Here is a 21,867-nt window from a genome sequence, read left to right as displayed (position 1 = left end):
CCGGCAAATGCACACCCCGCCCCAGGCTCGCCAGTCATCGGCGCCGGCATGGCACAAAGTCTCATTTCCGGTAACCTCAACGGCACAGCATTCATCGGATCTGCCGGCTGGAACACCGGAGCGTTCTGAGCTCGCTTGACCGCCTGCGTCGGATGGTTGGCCGAGCCCACCCAAGTTCGTAAAGATTCGGTGATCACGTGCGCTATTAACCTGGCTCCTAAGTGCATGCCGCATAGCGGGCCAGTACCCTGTACAACCCGGTGGTCATGAACGCCATGCACAGCTGGCCGCGCGGTAACAACGGCTTTGCGTTCTTGGGCGGCGGCTGGAGCGGTGGGCTGGTGTTCACCAGCGGCTATCAAGGGCTAGCGCGCGGCAACGTGGTGGCGCAAAACGGCGGCGAGGGCATCATCAGCTACGGCAGCGATCCGGGCGCGTCCAGCAGGGGGCGTACCTGCTGAAAGATGAAAGACTGGTACCGGCCCCGTCAGGGGAACGGTTAGCGTAGTAATCGGGCCAGGGCCGCAAATCGCCCGAAAGTGGCTCAAAAAATTCATTGTTAATCAACTACTTGGCGTGAGTGACTTGAGAGACAAAGGCAACGGTTTCATGAGCGACGGACCTGCTCCTGCGCTGTCCCTGGGGATTCGTAGCAGGGAGGTTTAGGGTTCGATCAATGGCTCAGCGCAATGGTCGCCAGCCATCGTTGAGCGTCTTGAGGAAGGCGATGATGTCGCGCATGTCCTGCGCGCTCATCGCCGGCTTCTCTCCCGGCTTGCGGTTGAACGGAGGGTCGATGGTGTCGATATTGGCGTGGTATTCGGCGGGAAGATCGTTGTATTTTTCGACCTTGCCATCGGCGCCAACCGGATAGATTGTTTGCGGCTGCACGTCGCGGAAGTTGTAGAAGTCGAGCACCTGCTTCAGGTCGTGATACACGCCGTTGTGGAAGTACACCGGGCGCTGCGCCACATTGCGCAAGGTGGGGGTGAGGAACATGCCGCAGTACTGGGTCTGGTTCTTCAAATCCGTGCGGAAGGGGCCGCACAGGCCGAGGTCGACATAGCGCGGGTCTTTGTTCGCCGGAATGTGCGGATTGCGCGGCACGCCCAGTGCCTCGTACTGCGTGTCGGTGAACAGTGGCGGAAGCCCGTTCGCCGTCGGTTTGTCGAGATGGCAGGCGGCGCAATTGCCCTTGTGCACATCGTTGAACGCCAGATAGCCGCGCATCTGCTGCGCGTTCAAGCGCGCCTTGCCTTGCAGCCAGGCGTCGTATTGGCTCGTGAAGGGATGAAAGCTCGGATCCTCGATCTGGTAGCGGGCGATGGCGAACAGCGCCTCGGCCACGGTTTGCTGCGGATCCAGGAACACATTGGGGCCGAAGAGCTGGGTGAAGTCCTTGGCATACGGCTGCCGCTGCAGGATGGCGGCCACGCGCTGCGGCGAGCCGGCGTCCATTTCCACCGGGTTGAACAGCGGTCCATCGGCCTGCTGCTGCAAGGTGTTGACGCGCCCATCCCAGAACAAGCCGCCTTGCGGCACCAGGTTTTGCGCCGTGACTGCCGTGCTCTGCGCAGTTTTGGTGATGCGCGCTGCGTCCTGGCCCAACTGGATGAGCCGCTGCAGGGTGATGGTTTCGTTCTCCGCATTGTCGGGACCGATGGAGAAGTTCTGCTGGCGGTAGAGATAGGCCAGCGAGGGCGGCGGGCGGTAGCCCGGCGTGGTGAGATGCGGGCCGCCCAGCATCACCGGACCCAGCGGCGGGTTGTAGCCATTAGAAGGATCGTGACACGACGCGCACGACTGCTTGCCGGAGGCCGACAGCGCGGTGTCGAAAAACAGTTGCCTGCCCAGTTGCGCGGCGGCCGACAAGGGCTGGTTCGGTGGCAACAACAGTGGCACCGGATGCGAATTGCCGCCCAGTGCCAGCGTGGCGCTGTCGATGGGGTGCAACAGCCAGTCCATCGGCGTGAGCTCGGGCTGCTGTGCAGCCACGTCCAGCATGGCGACTGCGGTGAGCGCCACGAGCGATCCGCCGATCCACCAGGCCCACCGCCGCCCCTTGCGCGTGGCGGGCGCCTTGGAGCGCGGGGCCGCAGGTGAAGTCGGCCGATGCTCAGTGGGGGACGACATGATGTTTGCAGCCAGCATGACACCTCCCCCTCGCGCGGGGGAGAACGGGAGGAGCGAAGGACAGGGCAGTCCTCCCCCCGCCTTCTCCACTGTTGGAGAGGGAGTTCACGTGCGCTGACCTCAGCTCTTCGCCACTGCAGCCGCGCCGGTCTGCTTCACCAGCAGCGGCGCCGCGTTCAACGGCGTGCCGTAGGTGGAGTCGAGATACAGCGGCGCGTTCGCCCCGGCGCTGCCGGAAAAATTGAACATGTCCATGATCGACCCCGTGGTGGCGTCGAACGAGCCGCCGCCCAGGCGCTGCCCACCCAGCCAGTTGTCTTCGATGAACCGCACCACCGAAGCCTGTGAGATCGGGGTGTTGCTCACGTAGTTGGCCTTGGCCCAGGGTGAGATGACGAGGAAGGGAATGCGCGTTCCGGGGCCGCAACGGCCGTTGACCGGCTTGCCGTTCACGCCGTTCATCGGCGTGGCGCCTGCCGTGCCGCAGATGCCAGGACCATCGAGCTGGTCGGCCTGGCTGTCGAACGAGGGGTTGGTGGTGGTGGCGAAAGCGTGGTCGTACCAGCCGTCGGAGTCGTCCCAGGTGACGATCACGACGGTGTCTTTCCACTGTGGCTGCTGCTGCAGGAAGTTGACCACCTTGGTGACGTAAGCCTGTTCGTCGAGCGGGTCGGAGTAGCCGGCGTGGCCGTCTTCATAAGCGGGGGCTTTGAGGTAGGACACGGCGGGGAAGTTGCCTGCCTGCACCGTGGCGAAGAAGTCCTGCATGCCGTACTCGTGGTTGGCCGGGTCGGGAGTTTTGCCGTCGGCCTCCAGGGTGTGGCCGATGGCCGCGACCGCGCTTGGCCGCGCATGCGTCGGATTGGCGGTGGAGGCGAAGTACTGGAACCAGTTGTGGTGCTGGATATAGTCGTTCACATTGCCGCCGACCACCGGGGAATAGGTGCTGCGCTTGCAGCCGGTGGTGCCGTTGGCGTTCACCGTTTGCAGGTTGAAGCCACCCATGAAGCCGCCCCAGGAGATGTTCTTGGCGTTGAGCAGATCACCGATGCTCTTGCCCGTCATCATCACCTGGTCGGTGGTGCTGGAGCACACGTCGTGGCCGGGATCGACGTCGTTGATCATCGTGAGCCCGCCCTGGCCGTCGTTGACGTAGTACGAGTAGGCGGACATGGTGAACGGCTGCTTGCTGCTCGCCACGATCTGCATGCCGTTGGTCTGGCCCGACACCACTTCCAGCGCGCCGGGGGTGGAGGGGCCGTAGGTGTCGGTGTAGGCGTTGTCGCTCATGGCGAAGTGCTGGGCGTAGTTCCACATCGCGGTGGTGGTGTTGCCGTCGAAATAGCCCATCACCTGGCCCTTCGTGCCAAAGGCGCCGACGCCACCCGTCGTGGCCTTGCCGGTGTAGAGCGGAAACAGGTCGGCTTTGCCGCCGTCATACGCTTGCTGCTCGGCCGTGTAGGCGTGGTTCTGGTCGGAGGTGTTGGCCTGGCTACGGTCGAGGCGGAAGGGCTCGGCGGCGTCGGCTCCATTGGCGGTGTTGGTGGCGTTGGGGTTGTTGGTGAGCAGATTGGCGCTGACCAGGCTGTTCACCGTGGGCGTGCCGGCAGCGGCGGTGAAGGCGGGCTCGCCGGCGGGGTTGGTCGCCGTTGGGTACGTGGCGAAGTAATGATCGAAGGAGACGTTCTCCTGATAAATCACCACCACATGCTTGATCGGCGTGGCCGTCGCCAACGCGCTGGCGGCGGTATAGACGGGTGCGGCCGAGGCGGTGGTGGACGAACCGCCACCGCCACAGGCGGCCAAGGTGCCGGCGATGGCGGCCGTGGCGGCCGTCGCCAAAAAGGTTTTGCGCAACATCGAAACTCTCCCTGAAGAAGTCGGGCCGGCAATGGGCTGACCCGGTGCATCACCACTTTAGGCAGCCCCCATGCAAGGAAGATGACAGCGCGCCCCAAAACACTCATCGTTTCACTTGCAACATTCGGTCACGTTCGGAGCCGTGCCCCGGCCCCGGCGCGGCCGTTGCCAGGGCAAGCGGTTTCCCCCCTGCCCGAAACGCCTGCGGTCGCGTTAAGCTGGTCGACCTTGCTAGCTTGACGCATTCCCGTTCGGCCAGGGCTTTTCCCTTCGATATCGATGCACGCCCCTCGACTCATTCCCGAAGCAGCCTGGCTGGAGCAACTCTCGGCCTGCGTGATCGTCGTCATCGACGGCAAGCTGCGGTATGCGAATGCCTCGGCGCTGTGCTTGCTGCAGGCGGAGTCGCCAGGCGAGGTCATCGGCCATGCCGCGACCGACTTCATCCACCCCCTGGACGTGTCGCGCGTGCTGGCGCGCATCCGCCGCGCCGAGAGCGAGGCCGTGACCAACCCGGCGACCGAGTTCCGCGTCTACACCTGCCGCCGGCGCCTGCTGGTTCTCGCCATGACCAGCACCCATTTCGAGCACGACGGGCAAGCGGGCGTGCTGGCCACCTTTCTCGACATGAGCGAACGCGCGGCGATGGAAACCCGGCTGCGCGAAACCGACGAGAACTTCCAGCGCATGATGAACACCATGCAGGACGTGTTCTACCGCACCGATGCGCAGGGCGTCACCCGCTATGTCTGCCCGGCGGTGAAGAACGTGCTGGGCTATGAAGCCGAAGACATCATCGGCTTGCCGGCAGGCGCGTTCTACCCCGATCCCAGCGAGCGCGAGGCGCTGATCGCCGCCATACGCCAGCATGGCCAGGTGCACGATTTCCCCGGCCGCATGCGGCGCAAGGACGGCGCCATCATCGACATCTCCATCAGCACCCATGCGCTGTTCGACGAGCAGGGCCAGTACGCCGGGGTGGAGGGCATCTGGCGCGACATCACCGAGCGCAAGCGCATGGAGCGCGAGCTCGAACGCCTCGCCACCTACGACACCCTCACCGGCCTGCTCAACCGGCGCTGCATCATCGAGCAGTTGGAGCAGGCGCTGAAGCGGTGCACTGACGGCCGGGCGCACAAGCCATTGGCCGTTTTGCTGCTCGACCTCGACCACTTCAAGCGCATCAACGACAGCCACGGCCACGCCGTGGGCGACCGCGTGCTGCGCCAGTTCGTCGATGTGGTGATGGCGCAAAAGCGCGGGTCGGAAGAGTTCGGTCGCCTCGGCGGCGAGGAATTCCTGCTCATCCTGCGCGATGCCGACGAAGACACCGCGCAGCAGGTGGGCGAGCGCATCCGCCAGGCGGTGGAAGACGCGATCATCGCGCTCAAGCCAGGCGTGACCATGCGTTTGACCGTGAGCATCGGCCTGACCCAGGCCCGCTCCACCGACCGCAGCCCGAGCGATGTGCTGGAGCGCGCCGACCACGCGCTCTACCAGGCCAAGCACCGCGGCCGCAATCGGGTCTGTGCCTGAATCCTGCGTCGAATCGGTGCCTTGAACACGGCGACCACCGCAGCCTGCGTCGTCAACAAACCCTAATTCGCGCCTAAGGCCATCTGCGTACATTGCGTTACATGCGGTTGCGCAGGCGGTTTTGCCCCGCAGCGCGATCCATCCCGCAGGCAGGCAGCGCCCCATGGCGTTCCGGGTTTTGCCGGCCCCCCTCGGGGTGGGCTGCGCTGACGGGTTGCCGCAAGTCATCATTCAGGGAGCGAAAAACATGGATACACACAACACACCGCCCGCCTTGGGGCATTGGAGCGAACTGGCCAAGGTGCCGGTGCTCATCACGCTGTGGTTCTGGATCATCAAGATCATGGCCACCACGGTAGGCGAAACCGCAGCCGACTTTCTCGCCGTCGACCTCCACGCCGGCCTGGTCGCCACCTCGCTGGTGATGACGGGCCTGTTCGCCGTGGTGCTGACGGCGCAGATGCGAGCCAGGCGCTACATCCCCTGGTTGTACTGGCTCACCGTGGTGCTCATCAGCGTGGTGGGCACCCTGCTGACCGACAACCTCACCGACCGACTCGGCCTGCCGCTCGTCGTCAGCGCGGCGCTGTTCGCGCTGGCGCTGGCAGCCACCTTCATCGCCTGGTATGCCCGCGAGGGCAGCCTGTCGATTCACAGCATCGTGCGCGGCCGGCGCGAAGGCTTCTACTGGGCCGCCATCCTGTTCACCTTCGCCCTGGGCACCGCCGCCGGCGACCTCGCGGCCGAGCGCCTGCAGTTCGGCTACGCCAACTCGGCGCTGGTGTTCGGCGGGCTCATCGCCTTGGTCACGCTGGCGTATTACGCCTTCAAAGCCAACGCCGTGCTCGCGTTCTGGCTGGCCTACATTCTTACCCGCCCCTTCGGCGCGACCTGCGGCGACTGGCTGTCCAAGCCGGCTGCCGAAGGCGGCATGGGCCTGGGCACGGTGGGCACCAGCGTGTTGTTCCTGGCGGTCATCACGCTGCTCGTGACTTACCTCACCATCAGCCGCAAGGACGCGCCGCGCCCTGCCGTCTGAGCTGGACAGGGGCGGGGCCCTGCAGCGCCATGGCGGCGCTCCAGGATTGCCGTTGAACCCATGCGCCAGATCGGTGCGAAGACCGCACGTACCTCTGGAGAGGAGCAGGGCAAGGGGCGCGGGACGATGGGCGCATTGGGGGAGCGGCAACAGGCACAGGAACGGGCACGGGAAAGGGCACGGGAAGCGCCTACTATCGAAGCTCAGTTGAAGCTCCGCCGCTGCCCTCATGAGCCTCGATACCCTCATCGCCCAGGATCAGGCACGCAGTCCCATGCGGAGCAACGGCCTGTTCGCGCGACAGGAGGACGAGCAAGCCTTCCGGCGCGGCGAGTGGGACTACATCGGCGCGCGCCTGCGCAGCCTGGGCCTGTGGGGTACGGCCGCCTTCATGCTGGCCTCGATCACCGACTTCACGGTGCTCGGCCTCTCGCCCGTCTACTTCGGCCTGCTGGCGCTGCGCTTCGTCGTGCTCGGACTGGGCGCGCGCCTGGTGCTGCTGGGCCGCAAGCCCGAGGCGCCCGCGCCGCAACGCCTGTCGCGGGCGCTGCTGGTGTTCGAGGTCGCCATCCTCGTCATTTTCCTGCTGGTGGTGGCGGCCTATGGCGGCGCGGTGGACTATCACGCCATCACCGCGCTGCTGCTGACCATCGCCCTGTATACCTACGCGCCGGCCCTGAGCTCCGGCTCGCTCTGGATCGGCCCGGCGTTCACGCTGGTGTTCCTGCTCGAAGCGGTGTTCGTGCTGCACGCACCGGCCAAGGTCAGCAGTATCGTCGCCGTGCTGCTGGTGTTCGCCAATTTCGCCGGCTGGCAGGTGGCCACGCAGCTCAACCGCATCCAGCGCCTGAATTGGCTCGACCGCCAGCGGCTGCGTCGCGAAGTGGTGGAGCGCCTGGCCGCCGAGCAGCGCGCCCTGGCTGGCGAGGAGAACCTGCGACGCCTGTTCGACACCACGCCGGTGCCGATGGTGCTGGTGCACCAGCCCGACGGCCAGGTGCTGCGCTACAACCAGGCGGCCGAAAGCCTGCTCGACCCCGCCGGCAAGGTGCGCGCCGGACTCGTTCCCTTCAGCACCGATTTTTATGCCGACCCGGCACAGTCCGCGCAATTGCGCGCGACGCTGCTGCGCGACAGCCGCCTCGGCCCGCTGGACGTGCAGCTCAAGACCACCGACGGCAGGCCGGTGGAGGTGATGCTGTCCTCGGCGCTGATGCAGTTTCACGGCGAGCCGGCCACCATCTCCAGCCTGGTGGAAATCACCGCGCGCAAGAATTACGAACGCGAGTTGCAGCGTCTGGCGCAGACCGATCCGCTGACCGGGCTGCTCAACCGGCGCGGCTTCTTCGGCCAGGCCGCGGTGCTGCTGCATGCCGTGCGATCGCGCGGCGAGACCATGGCCGTGCTGCTGATGGACGCCGACCACTTCAAGCGCGTCAACGACACCCACGGCCATGCGGTCGGCGACGAGGCGCTGCGGCAGATCGGCAGCATCATCCAGGCGCAGTTGCGCGATGCCGACGCCCTGGCCCGCGTCGGCGGCGAGGAGTTCGCCGGCCTGCTGCCCAACACGCCGCTGCCGCAAGCCATCGACATCGCCGAATGCATCCGCGAGGCCATCGCCAGACAAGGCCTGCACTGCGTCGGCGTGCGCGTTCAGGTGAGCCTGAGCGTGGGGGTGAGCTTGGTCGGCGCGTCCGAGCAGCGCATCGACGAAGCGCTCAGTCGCGCCGATCGGGCCATGTACGCGGCCAAGCTGGCCGGGCGCAACCGTGTCGACCAGCTGGTCTGACGCGGGCCATCCTCCGCGCCAAACTCCAGCCCCCGCCCGACCGCGCGCCCGACTGCCAAGAGACAAGCCGATGCCCGCTCCCAGCTCCAGCACGGCCTCCAACGCCGCCACGGCACCGCCCTCCACCCCGCGGCTGACGGCCAGCGGCCTGTTCGCCGAGGACCTGCAGGACGACGCCTATGTGCTGGCCAACTGGCCGCGCATCCGCGGGTGCGTGCGCGACATCGGGGTCTATGGCGGCAGCGCGTTCCTCCTCATGGGGCTGGTGGACTATGCCATTCTCGGCCCCGTGCCCATGCTCGCGCTCATCCTGCTCGGGCGCCTCGCCATGGCCGGTTACGGCTGGCAGGTCACGCGCCAAGGCCTGCGCCCGACCATCACCCTGGAGCAGCTGCCGCGCCTGCGCCGGCAACTCTTCCTGTTCGAGCTGCTCACGGTGCCGACCTTCCTGCTCGAGGTCGGGGTCTTGCCGACCTCGGCGGCCTTCAGCATCATGAGCGCCCTCACCCTGGTGTTCGCGCTCTACGCCTTCGCCCCGCTGCTGTGCCGACATTCCCTTTGGCTCGGGCCTGTGCTCACCCTGCCTTTCATGGGCATGGTCGTTGCCGGGTTTCCGCTGGATTGGCGCTTGCTCGCCAGCGCCGCGCTGCTGCTGGGCTTCGCCAACATCGCCGGTTGGCAACTGGCCGTGGCGCAGGCGCGCCATCTGCGCCTCGCCTGGCTCGACCGCGAAGCCCTGCGGCTGGAAGTGGCCGAGCGCAAACTCGTGGAGCAAGCCCTGGAGCGCAGCCAAACCCATCTGCGCCGCCTGTTCGAGGCCGCTCCGGTGGCCATGGTGTTGCTGCGCCTGGAGGACGGTGCCATCTTGCGCTACAACCAGGCCGCGCGCACCTTGCTCGATCCCAAAGGCCTCAGCCGGCAACCGCTGGTTTCGCTCGACTTCTACGCCGACCCGCAGCGCCGCGAACTCTTGCGTGCCCACCTGCGCGCCGGGCAGGCGCTCAGCCAGATCGAGCTGCAACTGCGCAACGCCGAAGGCTTGCTGCGCGACACCCTGGTGTCGGCGCAACCCATCGAGCACGAGGGCCAGGCCTGCGTGCTGATCGGTTTGACCGACGTCTCCGGCCTCAAGCAGCTGCAGCGTCAGCTGCAGCAACAGGCCGAGCAGGACATGCTCACCGGTCTGCCCAACCGACGGGGTTTCGTCGCCGGCGCCAATGAGCTGCTCGACAGGGCCGACTCGGCGCTGGCGCTGCTGATGATCGACCTCGACCATTTCAAGCGCATCAACGACAGCCACGGCCACCGCGTCGGCGACGAGGTTCTGGAGCAGTTCGGCGCTTTGCTGAACGCACACATGCGCCAGGGCGACAGGGTGGCACGTTTCGGCGGCGAAGAGTTCGTCGTGCTGCTGGCCGTGGCCAGCGGCCGGGCCGCGGTGGACGCCGCCGAGCGCATGCGCAGCTATGTCGAGCAGCACCCCTTCGCCACCAGCGCCGGGGTGCTGCGCCTGAGCGTGAGCATCGGCCTGGCGCTGCGCGAACCCGGCAAGCCGGTGCAGAACGATCTGGCCAGCTTGCTGCAAGCCGCCGACGACGCGCTCTACCGCGCCAAGCAAGGCGGGCGCAACCGCGTGGAGATGCGGGCGCTCGGGGCTTGAGGGGAAACGCGGCGTCAACGGTGGCGAGGTCAAAAAAAAACCGGGATCGCTCCCGGTCAAGTCCAGCCTTGATGTCGCCACGCCGGTATCGGCTATCGGCGTGGCGACCGGTTCTCGGGGCGACTCAATACGCCGCCGCCATCGCGGCGAAGAGTCGCAAGATCGCGCGCTGCCAGGCGCTGCCAGAACGAGGCGCGAACCGGGTCGTCTTGCGCGGGGCGTTCATCGTCAGGCCTCCGCCACGTTCAGTTCGCGCGCGGTCTTGCCCTGCGCCTGCTTGGTCCAGCTTGACCAAGGCCTCGCGCACGCCCTTGCCCCACTTCGGATCGGCCTTGTCGAAATGAACGAGCTGGCGCTCGATGATGAACTGCGGAATGCCGCGCATGGCCTCGGCGAAGTTCATGCACAGGCGCTGCTGCTGACCCGCGTCCATCAATCGGAGCAGGTTGCCGGGCTGGCTGTAGTCATCCTCATCGACGCGGTGATTCCAGCGGTCGGCGCCGCCGCTGAGCTTCAGCGGCGGCTCCTTGAACTGCGGCGCCTGCGCCGGGCCGTTGAACGAGTTGGGCTCGTCGTAGGCGCCCGGATGCGAATGGCCCTGCATGTTCGTCACCCCGTCCATGGGGTCATGCGCGAAGCGGCAGCGCGGCTGGTTGACCGGGAGATCACGCGAGGTCGAATCGATCGAGGTTCATCACCTTGTTCCAGGCCGCCACGAAGTCACGGACGAACGCCTGCTGCGCGTCACCGCACGCATAGACTTCCGCGAGGGCGCGCAGCTGCGAGTTCGAACCGAAGACGAGATCGACGACGGTACCCGTCCACTTGAGCTCGCCCGTCGCCCGATCGCGTCCTTCCAGTACGCCCTCGGACGCGGCGGACCGCTGCCACTTCGTGCCCATGTCGAGCAGATTCACGAAGAAGTCGTTGGTCAGCATCTCGGGGCGCTTGGTGAACACGCCGTGCCTGGCCTGCCCGACGTTCGCATTCAGGGCGCGCATGCCACCGATCAGCACCGTCATCTCCGGGGCCGTCAGGTTCATCAGTTGCGCCTTGTCCACGAGCAGCTCGGCCGCCAAACCTTCGAGTCCCTTGCGGGCGTAGTTGCGGAACCCGTCCGCCTTCGGCTCGAGGACGGCGAACGAATCCACATCGGTCTGCTCCTGCGAGGCGTCCATGCGGCCGGGCGAGAAGGGCACCTTCACGTCGTGGCCGGCCTTCTTCGCCGCGGCCTCGACGGCCATGCAGCCGCCCAGGACGAGCAGATCGGCCAGCGAGACCTTCTTGCCGCCGGACTGCGCGCCGTTGAACTCCTTCTGGATGGCTTCCAGCTTCGACAGGATCTTCGCCAGTTCGGCCGGCTGGTTGACTTCCCAGTCCTTCTGCGGCGCGAGGCGGATGCGCGCGCCGTTGGCGCCGCCGCGCTTGTCGCTGCCGCGGAAGGTGGACGCCGAGGCCCAGGCGGTGCTGACGAGCTGGGTGATGGACAGACCGGAGCCCAGCAGCTTGGCCTTCAACGCGGCGATGTCCTTGTCGTCGATCAGCGGGTGGTTGGCGGCGGGGACCGGGTCTTGCCAGATCAGTTCTTCTTTGGGCACCAGCTTGCCGAGGTAGCGGCTGCGCGGGCCCATGTCGCGGTGGGTCAGCTTGAACCAAGCGCGGGCGAAGGCGTCGGCGAACTCTGCCGGATTCTTGTGGAAGTGGCGCGCGATCTTCTCGTAGGCCGGGTCGACGCGCATGGCCATGTCGGCGTCGGTCATCATGATCGGCACCCGCTTCGAGGCATCGTTCGCGGCTGGCGCCATATTGCTCGCGGTGGCCTGCTTCGGGGTCCATTGATGGGCGCCAGCCGGACTCGTGGTCAGCTCCCACTCGTTGCCGAACAGCATGTCGAAATAGCTCATGTCCCACTGGGTCGGGGTTGGCGTCCACGAGCCTTCCAGCCCGCTGCCGATCTGGTCGCCGCCCTTGCCGCTCTTGTAGGAGCTGATCCAGCCTAGGCCCTGCTGCTCGATGGGTGCGGCTTCGGGTACGGGCCCCACGTTGGAGGCAGGACCGGCGCCGTGGCACTTGCCGAAGGTGTGGCCGCCGGCGGTCAGCGCGACGGTCTCGTAGTCATTCATCGCCATGCGGGCGAAGGTCTCACGCACGTCGCGGGCCGAAGCGAGAGGGTCGGACTTGCCGCCGGGGCCTTCCGGATTAACGTAGATCAGACCCATCTGCACAGCAGCCAGCGGATTTTCAAGATCGCGGTTGCCGGTGTAGCGTTTGTCTTCGCCGAGCCAGGTTTTTTCCGAGCCCCAGTACACGGCTTCATCGGGTTCCCACACGTCGGCACGACCGCCGCCGAAGCCGAAGGTCTTGAAGCCCATCGACTCCAGCGCGACGTTGCCGGTGAGCACCATCAGATCGGCCCACGACAGCTTGCGTCCATACTTTTGTTTGATCGGCCATAGCAGGCGGCGGGCCTTGTCGAGGTTGACGTTGTCGGGCCAACTGTTGAGCGGGGCAAAGCGCTGCTGCCCGCTGCCCGCGCCACCGCGGCCATCGCCGATGCGGTAGGTGCCGGCGCCGTGCCAGGCCATGCGGATGAACAGCGGGCCGTAATGGCCGTAATCCGCCGGCCACCAGTCTTGCTAGTCGGTCATCAGCGCCTTCAGGTCCTTGACCACGGCGTCCAGATCAAGCGTCTTGAATTCCTTGGCATAGTCGAACGCCGCGTCCATCGGGTTGGACTTGTTGGAATGCTGGTGCAGGATTGCCAGGTTGAGCTGGTTGGGCCACCAGTCGAGGGACGTTGGGACGGTGGCGTTGGCTGCGGTGTGGCTGAATGGGCATAAGGTTTCGGTTGACATATTCACTCCTTTGGGGGCTGGGGAACGTTACACGGGCCAGTTGAATCGCGGCGCCTGTGGTGCAGGCGAGCCTTGTTCTGGCAGCTTGCGGGATCGCATCAACAGTGGTGGTGCGGCGTCGAGGGCCAGTTGGCCGCGGAGGTGAGTGCTTGGGACATGGTCTGAATCTCCTGGACGTTGGTTGGATCTTGCCTTGCATGGGCAAAGAGGAGGTTAGGCTTCATGCTTAGAAATTAACAATTGAATGTTCTCATTCAATTGATTGAATAAAACTTTGTGGCGTCGCATCATCCTGCCAAACCGCGAAAATTCTGCACCCGCAGCAGGCGTCGCCGTTCACGGCTTGCCTAAACCCGACTCCGACCCCCGACTTTTATCCTGACCTTCACCTCATGCCACCGCTTTCCATTGCCGACTTCGACTACGCCCTTCCCGTCGAGCTCATCGCCCAGCACCCATCGCCCGAGCGCAGCGCCAGTCGTCTGCTCGACGCCCGCGCCCCGGCTTTGGTGGACCGCGTGTTCCGCGACCTGCCCTCCCTGCTGCAGCCCGGCGACCTGCTCGTGTTCAACGACACCCAGGTCATCAAGGCGCGGCTGTTCGGCACCAAGGCCAGCGGCGGCGCGGTGGAGCTGCTGGTCGAGCGCGTGCTGGACGCAGGCGAAGTGATCGCCCACATGCGCGCCAGCAAGAAGCCTGCCGCGGGCGCGGTGCTGCAGATGCAAGGCGGCTACCACGCCACCCTGCTCGGGCGTTGGCCGGATGAAGCCGGCGCCCTGTTCCGCCTGAGATTGACTGCGCCTAAGAGTTCGCAATCGGACTCATCCCAAGCGGGTGCCGACGCCTACGCGCTGATGGAGGCGCACGGCCATGTGCCGCTGCCGCCCTACATTCACCATGCCGACGACGCGGACGACGCGCGCCGCTACCAGACCGTGTTCGCCCGCGCACCGGGGTCGGTGGCCGCCCCCACCGCCGCGCTGCATTTCGACGAAGCGCTGCTGGCTGCCCTGGACGCGCGCGGCGTGCAACGCGCCCACATCACCCTGCATGTGGGCGCCGGCACGTTCGCGCCGGTGAAGGGCGACGACATCGCCGCCCACCACATGCACAGCGAGCGCTACGCCGTGCCCGGCGCCACGCTCGAAGCCATCGGCCGCACCCGCGCGGCCGGCGGGCGGGTGCTGGCCGTGGGCACGACCACCGTGCGCACGCTGGAAACCGTGGCGCGGCGCTTGCGCGATGCGCCTGCAGCACCGGGCACCTGGCCCTCGGTGCAGGGCGAGACCGACATCTTCATCACGCCCGGCCATCGCTTCCACATGGTGGACCTGCTGATCACCAATTTCCACCTGCCCCGCTCCACCCTGCTGATGCTGGTGTCCGCATTCGCCGGCACCGAGCGCATCCACGCCGCCTACGCCCACGCCGTGGCCCAGGGCTACCGGTTTTTCAGCTATGGCGATGCGATGCTGCTGCAGTTGCAGCCGCCAGACGCCAGCAATGGTTGACGCCGCGCCGATCGCGCGCTCTGGAACGACCCTCGCTCGAACGTCCCGAAGGGCGAGTGAAGCCACGACGCAGCAAACACAAGCCGCCCGAGACAAAGCTGGCATCGCCATCCCATGACTAGGGGTTGTGCTGGCTGGCGCAGCCCTTCTATCTTCGCTAAAAATAGTTGCAAACATTGCCGATTGATTGAACTGGGGGAGGGCGAGCCGGCTTCGACTTGAAGAAGCACAGTGGCCTACGACATGCTTGCCGAGTCTCATCCATCCTTGCTGCATGGCGAGCATGCCGTTGCCGGGCGCTTGACGCAATTTGTCGGGGCCTCGGCGCAGAGCGTCGCCCTGGCCAGCGGCGTGTCGTCCTGGCTGGCGCGCAGGCAACTCTCCAGGCGCATCCTCATGCTGCACGGCGTCGGTGGGCCGAAACTGCCCGTAGCCGATTTCAAGCGGGCCATGGTCTGGCTGGCGCAAAACTTCCGCATCGTGCCGCTCGACGCCATGGTGAACGATATCGCCATCGCCAAGCCTGTCGCCCGCGACGCCGAATTGGCCATCACCTTCGATGACGGCTTGCGCAACCAGGGGCGGCTCGCCTATCCGATCCTCCAAGCCTTGGGCATCCCGGCCGCCATCTTCCTGTGTCCGGGGCTGATCGACAACAAACAATGGCAGTGGAACCATGAGGCTCGCGCACGTCTGAACCGGCTGTCGCCGGCGCAGCGCAACGAATGGGCGCGCGCGCAGCAAGCACCTTCGGCACACATCGAGGCGCTCATCGCCTGGCTGAAGCAGCAGCCGCTGCAGCCACGCCTGCGCATCGAGGCCAGCCTGCGCGACGCCACGCCAGGTTTCGCGCCCACGGCCGAGGAGCATGCGGCCTATGACCCGATGGATTGGGACGAAGTCGCCGCGCTCGACCCCAGGCTCATCACCATCGGTTCGCACACGGTCACGCACCCCATTCTGTCCACCCTGGACGAGGCGGGCATCCAGCAGGAGTTGCAAGCCAGCCGGCTCATGCTGGAGGCACGGCTGGCGCGTCCGGTCGAGCTGTTTTGCTACCCGAATGGTTCGCACGATGAACGCGTGCGCCGCATCGCCACCCAGGTCTATCGCGCCGCGGTCACCACCGAAGAGGGGCTGGTGACCGAGCCCGTCGATATCTATGCCATGCCTCGCATTCCCGTCGCCGCGCAGCTGCCCCTGCTGGCGTGGCGCATGCATCGGCCTTGGGCATGAGCAAAAGGCTGGACATGATCCAACTCAGCGTCGTCACCAACATTACTGCATTCGACAGCTTGAAACCCGCATGGCTCGCATTGCAGGAGGCATGTCTCGGCACGAGTATTTTCCTCGGCTGGGATTGGCAACGTCTTTGGTGGAAGCATTATGGACACGGCCGTGACTTGCGCATCCTTACCGCACGCCAGAACGGAAACATCGTGGGTATCTTGCCGCTTTATCTCGAAACGTACCGAAAGGCCGGCGGCCTGTTCGCAGCGCGCAAGCTTCGCCAGGTCGGTGTCGGAGGCGATACGGCCCCCGACGATCTTGGCGCTCTGTTCGCCCCAGGCTATGAAAACGAGACTTCAGCCGCAATGGCTGAGCATTTATCCAAGGTACTCACTGACTGGGACATCCTCGACTGGACCGACCTACCTCCTCAAAGCCCATTAGTGCCGGCTTTGCAGCAGCATTTTTCGCAGAGCGATATCCGCGCAACCTGCGAGGTTACGGCCCCGATCACTTTCGGCGTATTGCCTGACAGCTGGGAAAGTTACCGGCGCAGTCTCAGTCGAAACCGCAGGGAAACCATGGGGCGCAAACGCCGCAAATTTGAGAGCCAACCCGACGCGCAAGTCATAACAGTCAACACGCTCGACGAGCTCGATGGGGCGTTTGATCGTTTGGCCGAATTGCACCGTTTGCGCTGGACTGGTCGCACGGAGCAGCCTGGGTTCAGTTCCCCCGAGTATCGGGGTTTCCACCGCGACGTGATGCGCGCCCTTTTACCCCAAGGAAGGCTTCGTCTCATGAAGTTGAACATGGGCGGATGCACGATTGCGATGCTGTATTGCATGCGCCATCGCGACACCTTTTGCTTTTTCCAAAGCGGTTTCGATCCGGCCTACGCCGAGTACAGCCCAGGTGACGTCCTGCTTGGCTATGCGGTCGAGCACGCGATCGCGGAGGGTTGTCATGTGTTCGACATGCTCAAGGGCGAGCATGATTACAAGCGTCACTTTTTCCAGCAAGACCGCCGGAACGTCGAACTGCGAGCGTTTCGCCCAGGATTGATCGACCTAGCCTACCGGCTCAAGGACGCGTGGAGCGCGCGAGCATCGCGACGGCCTGAATTGGGTGAGTCAAAACCTAGTCCGGCGCGCGGCGAGGCTTCAAGCGCAACAGCCGAGCAACGTCGGTAGCGTCGCAACATGTCGTGCAAGCCACGCGTGCAGCAGACGTTCTGGCGAGCGTCGCCATTCCAGCGTACAACGCCCAAGCCATGCTCGACGAAACGCTGGAAAGCGTGCTGACGCAAACCCATCCCCAACTCGACATCATCGTGGTTGATGGCTGCTCGACCGACGGCACCTGGGCCTTGCTTCAACGCTACGGAGCTCGGATACGCGCGATTCGCCAGGACAACGCCGGGATCGGCGCGGCGCGAAATACCAGCATCCAGGCGGCCCGTGACGATTTCATCGTCCTGCTCGACGCCGACGACCTGTGCGAGCCTGATCGCATCGAAAGCCAACTCGCCTACCTGCGCGCACATCCCGACATCCTGCTGTGCAGCAGTGACTTCAGCAGTTTCGATGCACGAGGTTTGTTGCAAGAATCCGCTATTGGCAGCTACTACCACCGCTGCAGCCCGGCGCTGGGCGGCGTACGTGCGCGTTATCCCCGCGCGGCAGCCTTCGAGCTTGCCGAGGCAATCCAGCGTGGCCACATGCCTACACATAGCGACGTCTACAGCGGCAATGTGTACGAACAACTCGCTCAAGGCAACTTCATCCATCCTCCCATGGTGATGTTCCGACGCCATGCACTGACATTGGCCGGGGGTTCCGATGCCGCAGTGCGCATCGCCTGCGAATGGGAGTGGTTCGTGCGTGTGGCGCGTGCCGGAGCCGTCGCCTATCTGGATTTGCCTCTGCTGCGCTATCGCCGCTCGGTCAGCCAGATTTCGTCGAGCGTGGCCATGAGTCTCGATTCGCTGCGCGTCACGCATAAGATTCATGAACCCGATTCGACATTGCGTACCCGCTATCCCGCCACTGTAAGCCGGCAACTCGGTGGGCCGCATCGACTACAAGCTGCCTACGCCCTGTCCGAAACCGAACCTTGGCAGGCGCTCAAACTTGTTGTCGCCAGCGTGTTCGCCTATCGAGTGCTGCGGATGCTGACCTTTCGCATGTTTGTGAAAATCATCATGCCCACCAGCGGCCCGTCGAGCTTGCGTGGCCTGCGCAAACGCCTACCAGCGAACTCCTGAGCGCCTTTTAAGGAATTGAAGGGCTGAACCGCATCATTTGCGCACAGCCGCCGAGGCGATGCACTTGGACAAGACTTCGTGCTCCGTCGTCCAGGTTCGCACCGTCTGAAACAATGCGCCCATGCTGCAATTCACCGTCCATCACACCGCAGGCCAGGCGCGCCGCGGCACCCTCACGCTCAACCATGGGGTCATCGACACCCCGCAATTCATGCCCGTGGGCACGTATGGCACGGTCAAGGGCATCACGCCCGACGGGTTGAAGGCCGCGGGCGCGCAGATCATTCTCGGCAACACCTTCCACCTGTGGCTGCGGCCGGGGCTGGAGGTGGTCCAGCAATTCGGCGGGCTGCACCGCTTCATCGGCTGGGACGCGCCCATCCTCACCGACAGCGGCGGCTTCCAGGTGTGGAGCCTGGGGGCCATGCGCAAAATCAGCGAGGAGGGCGTGCGCTTCGCCTCGCCGACGAATGGCGACAAGCTCTTCCTCACGCCGGAAGTGAGCATGCAGATTCAGGCCGTGCTCCATTCCGACATCGTCATGCAGTTCGACGAATGCACGCCTTACGACGTCGAGCGCGCCGGGCAGACGCACATCACCACCGAGGCCGAGGCGCGCGCATCGATGGAACTGTCGCTGCGCTGGGCGGCGCGCTGCAAGGCCGAGTTCACGCGGCTGGAGAATCCCAACGCGCTGTTCGGCATCGTGCAGGGCGGCATGTTCGAGCCGCTGCGCGAGGCCTCGCTGGAAGGCCTGGCCGCGCTCGACCTGCCCGGCTACGCCATCGGCGGCTTGAGCGTGGGCGAGCCGAAAGACGACATGCTGCGCCTGCTGCGCCACACCGCGCCGCGCCTGCCCGCGCACAAGCCGCGCTACCTCATGGGCGTGGGCACGCCGGAAGATCTGGTCGACGGGGTGAGCGCGGGCATCGACCTGTTCGACTGCGTCATGCCCACGCGCAATGCGCGCAACGGCCACCTGTTCACCCGCTTCGGTGATCTGCGCATTCGCAACGCGCGGTTCAAGCTCGACGAGAAGCCGATCGACCCCACCTGCGGCTGCCCCACCTGCCGCCAGTTCTCACGCGCCTATTTGCACCACCTCGACCGCTGCGGCGAAATGTTGTTCGGCATGCTCGCCACCGCGCACAACCTGCACTACTACCTGCAACTCATGCGCGAGATGCGGCAGGCGTTGGACGCGGGGACGTTCGAGGCCTGCGTGGCACGCTTTCGCGCCGAGCGCGCGCGGGGGGTGGAATGAACCCAGGGTTCCCATCAGGCGGCCCTGCGGCTCACGCGCGCCCCAACCGGACATCTGGGCTGACTGTCGAACTGCGGGTGTTGCCCTGAGCTTTTCGCTCCCTCCCCACTTGTGGGAGGGTTGGGGTGGGGATGCGTTTGGCCGCGGCCCTCCCCCTCCCGGCCTCCCCCACGGCGTGGGGGAGGAGCAAGGTGCGGCTCACGCCGGCAACGGCCGCCGCCGCCGCAGCCACGCGACGAAACGCCGTCCGTACAGCGGCTGGCGCCACAGCAGAAAGGCGGTGGCCAGCGCGTTGAGCAGGGCCACGCTCAGCAGCAGCACGGGCACGCTCACACCGGCCACCAGCAGCGCGGCGCAATAGCCGGAGCAGACGACCATGTACAGCGCATTGATGATGTTGTTCGCGGCAATCACGCGTGAGCGGTGGGTCACGGGCGTGTGCTGCTGGATGAGGGCGTACAGCGGCACGCTGTAAATGCCGGCGCTGGTCGAGAGCAGGAACAGGTCGGCCATCACGCGCCAATGCGCGGGGTCGCGCACGAAGGCAGCCACGCCTTGCAGCGCCGCTTCGTGCGGCAGGTTCAGCGTGGCGAAATACATGTCGACGCCGAAGGCCGTCATGCCGATGGCGCCCAGCGGCACCAGGCCGATTTCCACCCGCCCGCGCGCCAGCCATTCGCACGCCACAGAACCCAGCGCGATGCCGATGGAAAACACCGCCAGCAGCAGCGAAGCCACCGCCTCGTCGCCGTTCAGCACATGACGGGCGAACACCGGGAACTGGGTGAGAAAGGCCACGCCGTAGAACCACATCCACGAAATGGCGAGCAGCGCCTGCAGCACCGTGCGGTCGCTTGCTGCCAGCTTGAGGTTGCGTGCGGTCTCGGTGAAGGGGTTCCAGTTGATGCGCAATTGCGGGTCCACCGGGGCCGTGGCGGGAATGAAGCGGGCGGCCGCCCAGCCCAACAGCGCCACCGCGACGCAGGCCAGCCCGGCCAGCAGCGGGCCCTGCGGGAAAGCCATGAGCAGGCCGCCGGCCAGGTTGCCGAGCAGGATGGCGACGAAGGTGCCCATCTCCGTCATGCCGTTGCCGCCGGTGAGCTCCGCCGTGTTCAGGTGCTGCGGCAGATAGGCGTATTTGGCCGGGCCGAAGATGGTGGAGTGCAGCCCCATGCCGAAGGCGCAGACCAGCAGCGCCGACACGTTGCCGGCGACGAAACCCCACAGCGCCAGCAGCATGATGGCGATCTCGAGCGTCTTGACCTTGCGCATCAGCCCCGCCTTGTCGAACTTGTCGGCCAGTTGTCCGCTGGTGGCGGAGAACAGCACGAAGGGCAGGATGTAGAGCGCGGCGATGAGGTTCACCATCAGCCCGGCCGAGAGCGTGGAGGCGCTCTCGACGCGGTAAGTGACCATCACCGTGAAGGCGAACTTGAACAGGTTGTCGTTGCCCGCGCCGCCGAACTGGGTCCAGAAAAACGGGGCGAAACGACGTTGCCGAAGCAGGGCGAACTGGTTGGGGCGTGCGGTGTCGGGCATGGCGAGCGGGGATCCGGCAAAAGTGCTTGCGCATGATGGCACAAGACCGGGGCCGCACCCGCCGCACGCCTGCCGCGCCGCGTTCCCTCGGGCAGGACAATCCCGTCCGGGCGGAGCCGGGCGAGCCCCTGGTCCCCATGATGACCAAGGGGACCAAGAACCGGGTGCTTTTCAGTGCGCCACCAGGGCTGTCAATGGCCACACATAGGCCTGCCCCATGACCAGCAAACCCACCGGCGCGGCCAGCGCCAGACTGTGAAAGAACACATAGCGCAGGATCTCGCCCTCATGCCCGAACCAGCCGGAGGCCGTGAGCCAGTTCAAGCGATACACGGCGGGCTCCTTCACCGGCTTGGCCACCACGGGCGGCACTTTCTCGATCTGGTTGTGAATCGCATCGAACTTGAAGTTGGGCACGAAAACCGGGCTGTCGGCGCGCTTGGGCTTGCCCTTGTCATCCAGGACCTGCTGGCCCTACTGGCCCTGCTGGTTCTGCACGATGCGCGTGTCCACCGCATTCTTGAACTGCGGCAGGCCCCAGATGAAGACGAACACGGTGAGGATGACCCACGGCATCCACGCGCGGCGCAGGGTGGCGCCGTCATGCCGTGTGGGCAAGCTGGCTGGCGCTTGGGGCGTGCCGGATTCGCGCCGCCCCAGGCGGGTGGAGGTCCAGATCTCTTGACGGCGACCGAGTCCTGCAGAATCTGGAACGCTCCGTTGTGGGTCGTGAGGCGGTAGCGGAAGATGATGTTGAGCACGATCCAGCCGATGGGCAACGGGCCGTTGGCCGCGCCGAACAGGGCGGCCTCGCCGGCCATGATGGCCGGCATGCCGAAGGCGAACACGGCAATGAGCAGCGCACTGGCCAGCGCCAAGAGCGCCGCCCAATGCGCCTTGATGTGGAAAAACGCCAATGAAGCCAGCATGACCACCACCGGGACGGCGGCGACCAGGGCCGACGCTCCCAGGGCGCCAAGCGCCAGATAATTTTGTTGCCAGACCATGCGAGTCTCCGGGTATCTGAAAGTCGAGCGCCCATCGTTGCGGGCGCAAATCAATGACAAACGGATGCACATTGAATCGATTGTTTGCATGCGCGGCATGAGGGTTAATCCGAGTGAAGCAACACGGCGTGTGACCGATGCAGCCGATCGGCATGCGCCAAAAGTGCCGGCGCGA

At 65.5% G+C, this 21,867-nt stretch carries 15 protein-coding genes and 3 pseudogenes; 10 read left to right on the top strand and 8 right to left on the bottom strand.

Features of this window, described 5'->3' with window-relative positions:
- The first annotated feature begins 266 nt into the window (after positions 1-266).
- Positions 267-461, top strand: a complete 195-nt coding sequence (locus tag ACYCUK_RS18370; protein WP_461596115.1) for a hypothetical protein — start codon at positions 267-269, stop codon at positions 459-461.
- A gap of 220 nt (positions 462-681) precedes the next feature.
- On the opposite strand, the gene ACYCUK_RS18365 is transcribed toward ACYCUK_RS18370, so the two are convergent.
- Together ACYCUK_RS18365 and ACYCUK_RS18360 are read right to left on the bottom strand one after the other, a co-directional pair.
- Positions 682-2,133: a cytochrome-c peroxidase gene (locus ACYCUK_RS18365; protein WP_461596114.1), complete on the bottom strand. Its 1,452-nt coding sequence runs from the start codon at positions 2,131-2,133 to the stop codon at positions 682-684.
- Positions 2,134-2,253: 120 nt separating this feature from the next.
- Entirely contained in the window at positions 2,254-3,993 is a 1,740-nt protein-coding gene (locus ACYCUK_RS18360) for a phospholipase C (RefSeq protein WP_461596113.1), read from the bottom strand.
- Positions 3,994-4,272: 279 nt separating this feature from the next.
- Here ACYCUK_RS18360 and ACYCUK_RS18355 point away from each other — a divergent pair, with 279 nt between their 5' ends.
- The 4 genes from ACYCUK_RS18355 (at position 4,273) to ACYCUK_RS18340 (ending at position 10,020) form a co-directional block, all read left to right on the top strand.
- Positions 4,273-5,529, top strand: coding sequence for a sensor domain-containing diguanylate cyclase (locus tag ACYCUK_RS18355; RefSeq protein WP_461596112.1), 1,257 nt, complete (start codon positions 4,273-4,275; stop codon positions 5,527-5,529).
- A gap of 247 nt (positions 5,530-5,776) precedes the next feature.
- The gene (locus ACYCUK_RS18350) at positions 5,777-6,568 is read left to right on the top strand and encodes a COG4705 family protein (RefSeq protein WP_461596111.1); all 792 of its coding nucleotides are present in this window, start codon (positions 5,777-5,779) and stop codon (positions 6,566-6,568) included.
- Positions 6,569-6,797: 229 nt separating this feature from the next.
- Entirely contained in the window at positions 6,798-8,360 is a 1,563-nt protein-coding gene (locus ACYCUK_RS18345; protein ID WP_461596110.1) for a GGDEF domain-containing protein, read from the top strand.
- A gap of 70 nt (positions 8,361-8,430) precedes the next feature.
- A complete protein-coding gene (locus tag ACYCUK_RS18340; protein ID WP_461596109.1) occupies positions 8,431-10,020 on the top strand; it encodes a GGDEF domain-containing protein in 1,590 nt (529 codons plus the stop codon).
- Positions 10,021-10,144: 124 nt separating this feature from the next.
- Here ACYCUK_RS18340 and ACYCUK_RS18335 read toward each other — a convergent pair whose 3' ends face one another.
- Together ACYCUK_RS18335 and katG are read right to left on the bottom strand one after the other, a co-directional pair.
- Positions 10,145-10,642 carry a catalase-related domain-containing protein gene (locus ACYCUK_RS18335; protein ID WP_461596108.1) on the bottom strand — a complete coding sequence of 166 codons (498 nt, stop codon included), beginning with the start codon at positions 10,640-10,642 and terminating at the stop codon, positions 10,145-10,147.
- Positions 10,643-10,685: 43 nt separating this feature from the next.
- Positions 10,686-12,875 (bottom strand): annotated as a pseudogene (katG, locus tag ACYCUK_RS18330) (catalase/peroxidase HPI).
- 392 nt (positions 12,876-13,267) lie between these two features.
- On the opposite strand from katG, the gene queA reads away from it, so the two are divergent.
- The 5 genes from queA (at position 13,268) to tgt (ending at position 19,146) form a co-directional block, all read left to right on the top strand.
- Positions 13,268-14,386 carry a tRNA preQ1(34) S-adenosylmethionine ribosyltransferase-isomerase QueA gene (gene queA, locus ACYCUK_RS18325; protein WP_461596107.1) on the top strand — a complete coding sequence of 373 codons (1,119 nt, stop codon included), beginning with the start codon at positions 13,268-13,270 and terminating at the stop codon, positions 14,384-14,386.
- 243 nt (positions 14,387-14,629) lie between these two features.
- Positions 14,630-15,622: a polysaccharide deacetylase family protein gene (locus ACYCUK_RS18320; protein WP_461596106.1), complete on the top strand. Its 993-nt coding sequence runs from the start codon at positions 14,630-14,632 to the stop codon at positions 15,620-15,622.
- Complete coding sequence (locus tag ACYCUK_RS18315; RefSeq protein ID WP_461596105.1) at positions 15,619-16,809, top strand: GNAT family N-acetyltransferase; 1,191 nt, start codon at positions 15,619-15,621, stop codon at positions 16,807-16,809. Before ACYCUK_RS18320 ends, ACYCUK_RS18315 begins: the two co-directional genes overlap by 4 nt.
- Before the next feature lie 14 nt (positions 16,810-16,823).
- Positions 16,824-17,882, top strand: a complete 1,059-nt coding sequence (locus tag ACYCUK_RS18310) for a glycosyltransferase family 2 protein (protein WP_461596104.1) — start codon at positions 16,824-16,826, stop codon at positions 17,880-17,882.
- Between the two features lie 121 nt (positions 17,883-18,003).
- On the top strand, positions 18,004-19,146 hold the full coding sequence (gene tgt, locus ACYCUK_RS18305; RefSeq protein WP_461596103.1) for a tRNA guanosine(34) transglycosylase Tgt: 1,143 nt from the start codon (positions 18,004-18,006) through the stop codon (positions 19,144-19,146).
- Positions 19,147-19,362: 216 nt separating this feature from the next.
- On the opposite strand, the pseudogene ACYCUK_RS18300 reads toward tgt, so the two are convergent.
- From ACYCUK_RS18300 to ACYCUK_RS18285, 4 genes and pseudogenes are all read right to left on the bottom strand, one after another.
- Positions 19,363-20,685 (bottom strand): annotated as a pseudogene (locus ACYCUK_RS18300) (MFS transporter); the annotation flags it as partial.
- 171 nt (positions 20,686-20,856) lie between these two features.
- Entirely contained in the window at positions 20,857-21,102 is a 246-nt protein-coding gene (locus ACYCUK_RS18295) for a hypothetical protein (RefSeq protein ID WP_461596117.1), read from the bottom strand.
- Positions 21,103-21,159: 57 nt separating this feature from the next.
- Positions 21,160-21,303, bottom strand: a complete 144-nt coding sequence (locus tag ACYCUK_RS18290; protein WP_461596116.1) for a hypothetical protein — start codon at positions 21,301-21,303, stop codon at positions 21,160-21,162.
- 68 nt (positions 21,304-21,371) lie between these two features.
- Positions 21,372-21,692 (bottom strand): annotated as a pseudogene (locus tag ACYCUK_RS18285) (L-lactate permease); the annotation flags it as partial.
- Positions 21,693-21,867 lie beyond the last annotated feature (175 nt).

It is taken from the genome of Thiomonas sp., assembly GCF_054608695.1.
Note: the sequence above shows the minus strand (reverse complement) of the source record. Positions and strands in the feature narration are given on the sequence as shown.

What these genes read in the sequence shown, in the direction of transcription:
- ACYCUK_RS18355 (WP_461596112.1), top strand. Translation starts at nt 4,273, where the DNA reads ATGCACGCCCCTCGACTCATTCCCGAAGCAGCCTGGCTGGAGCAACTC.
- ACYCUK_RS18340 (WP_461596109.1), top strand. Translation starts at nt 8,431, where the DNA reads ATGCCCGCTCCCAGCTCCAGCACGGCCTCCAACGCCGCCACGGCACCG.
- ACYCUK_RS18345 (WP_461596110.1), top strand. Translation starts at nt 6,798, where the DNA reads ATGAGCCTCGATACCCTCATCGCCCAGGATCAGGCACGCAGTCCCATG.
- ACYCUK_RS18350 (WP_461596111.1), top strand. Translation starts at nt 5,777, where the DNA reads ATGGATACACACAACACACCGCCCGCCTTGGGGCATTGGAGCGAACTG.
- ACYCUK_RS18320 (WP_461596106.1), top strand. Translation starts at nt 14,630, where the DNA reads ATGCTTGCCGAGTCTCATCCATCCTTGCTGCATGGCGAGCATGCCGTT.
- ACYCUK_RS18315 (WP_461596105.1), top strand. Translation starts at nt 15,619, where the DNA reads ATGAGCAAAAGGCTGGACATGATCCAACTCAGCGTCGTCACCAACATT.
- tgt (WP_461596103.1), top strand. Translation starts at nt 18,004, where the DNA reads ATGCTGCAATTCACCGTCCATCACACCGCAGGCCAGGCGCGCCGCGGC.
- queA (WP_461596107.1), top strand. Translation starts at nt 13,268, where the DNA reads ATGCCACCGCTTTCCATTGCCGACTTCGACTACGCCCTTCCCGTCGAG.
- ACYCUK_RS18365 (WP_461596114.1), bottom strand. Translation starts at nt 2,133, where the DNA reads ATGTCGTCCCCCACTGAGCATCGGCCGACTTCACCTGCGGCCCCGCGC.
- ACYCUK_RS18360 (WP_461596113.1), bottom strand. Translation starts at nt 3,993, where the DNA reads ATGTTGCGCAAAACCTTTTTGGCGACGGCCGCCACGGCCGCCATCGCC.
- ACYCUK_RS18335 (WP_461596108.1), bottom strand. Translation starts at nt 10,642, where the DNA reads ATGGACGGGGTGACGAACATGCAGGGCCATTCGCATCCGGGCGCCTAC.
- ACYCUK_RS18370 (WP_461596115.1), top strand. Translation starts at nt 267, where the DNA reads ATGAACGCCATGCACAGCTGGCCGCGCGGTAACAACGGCTTTGCGTTC.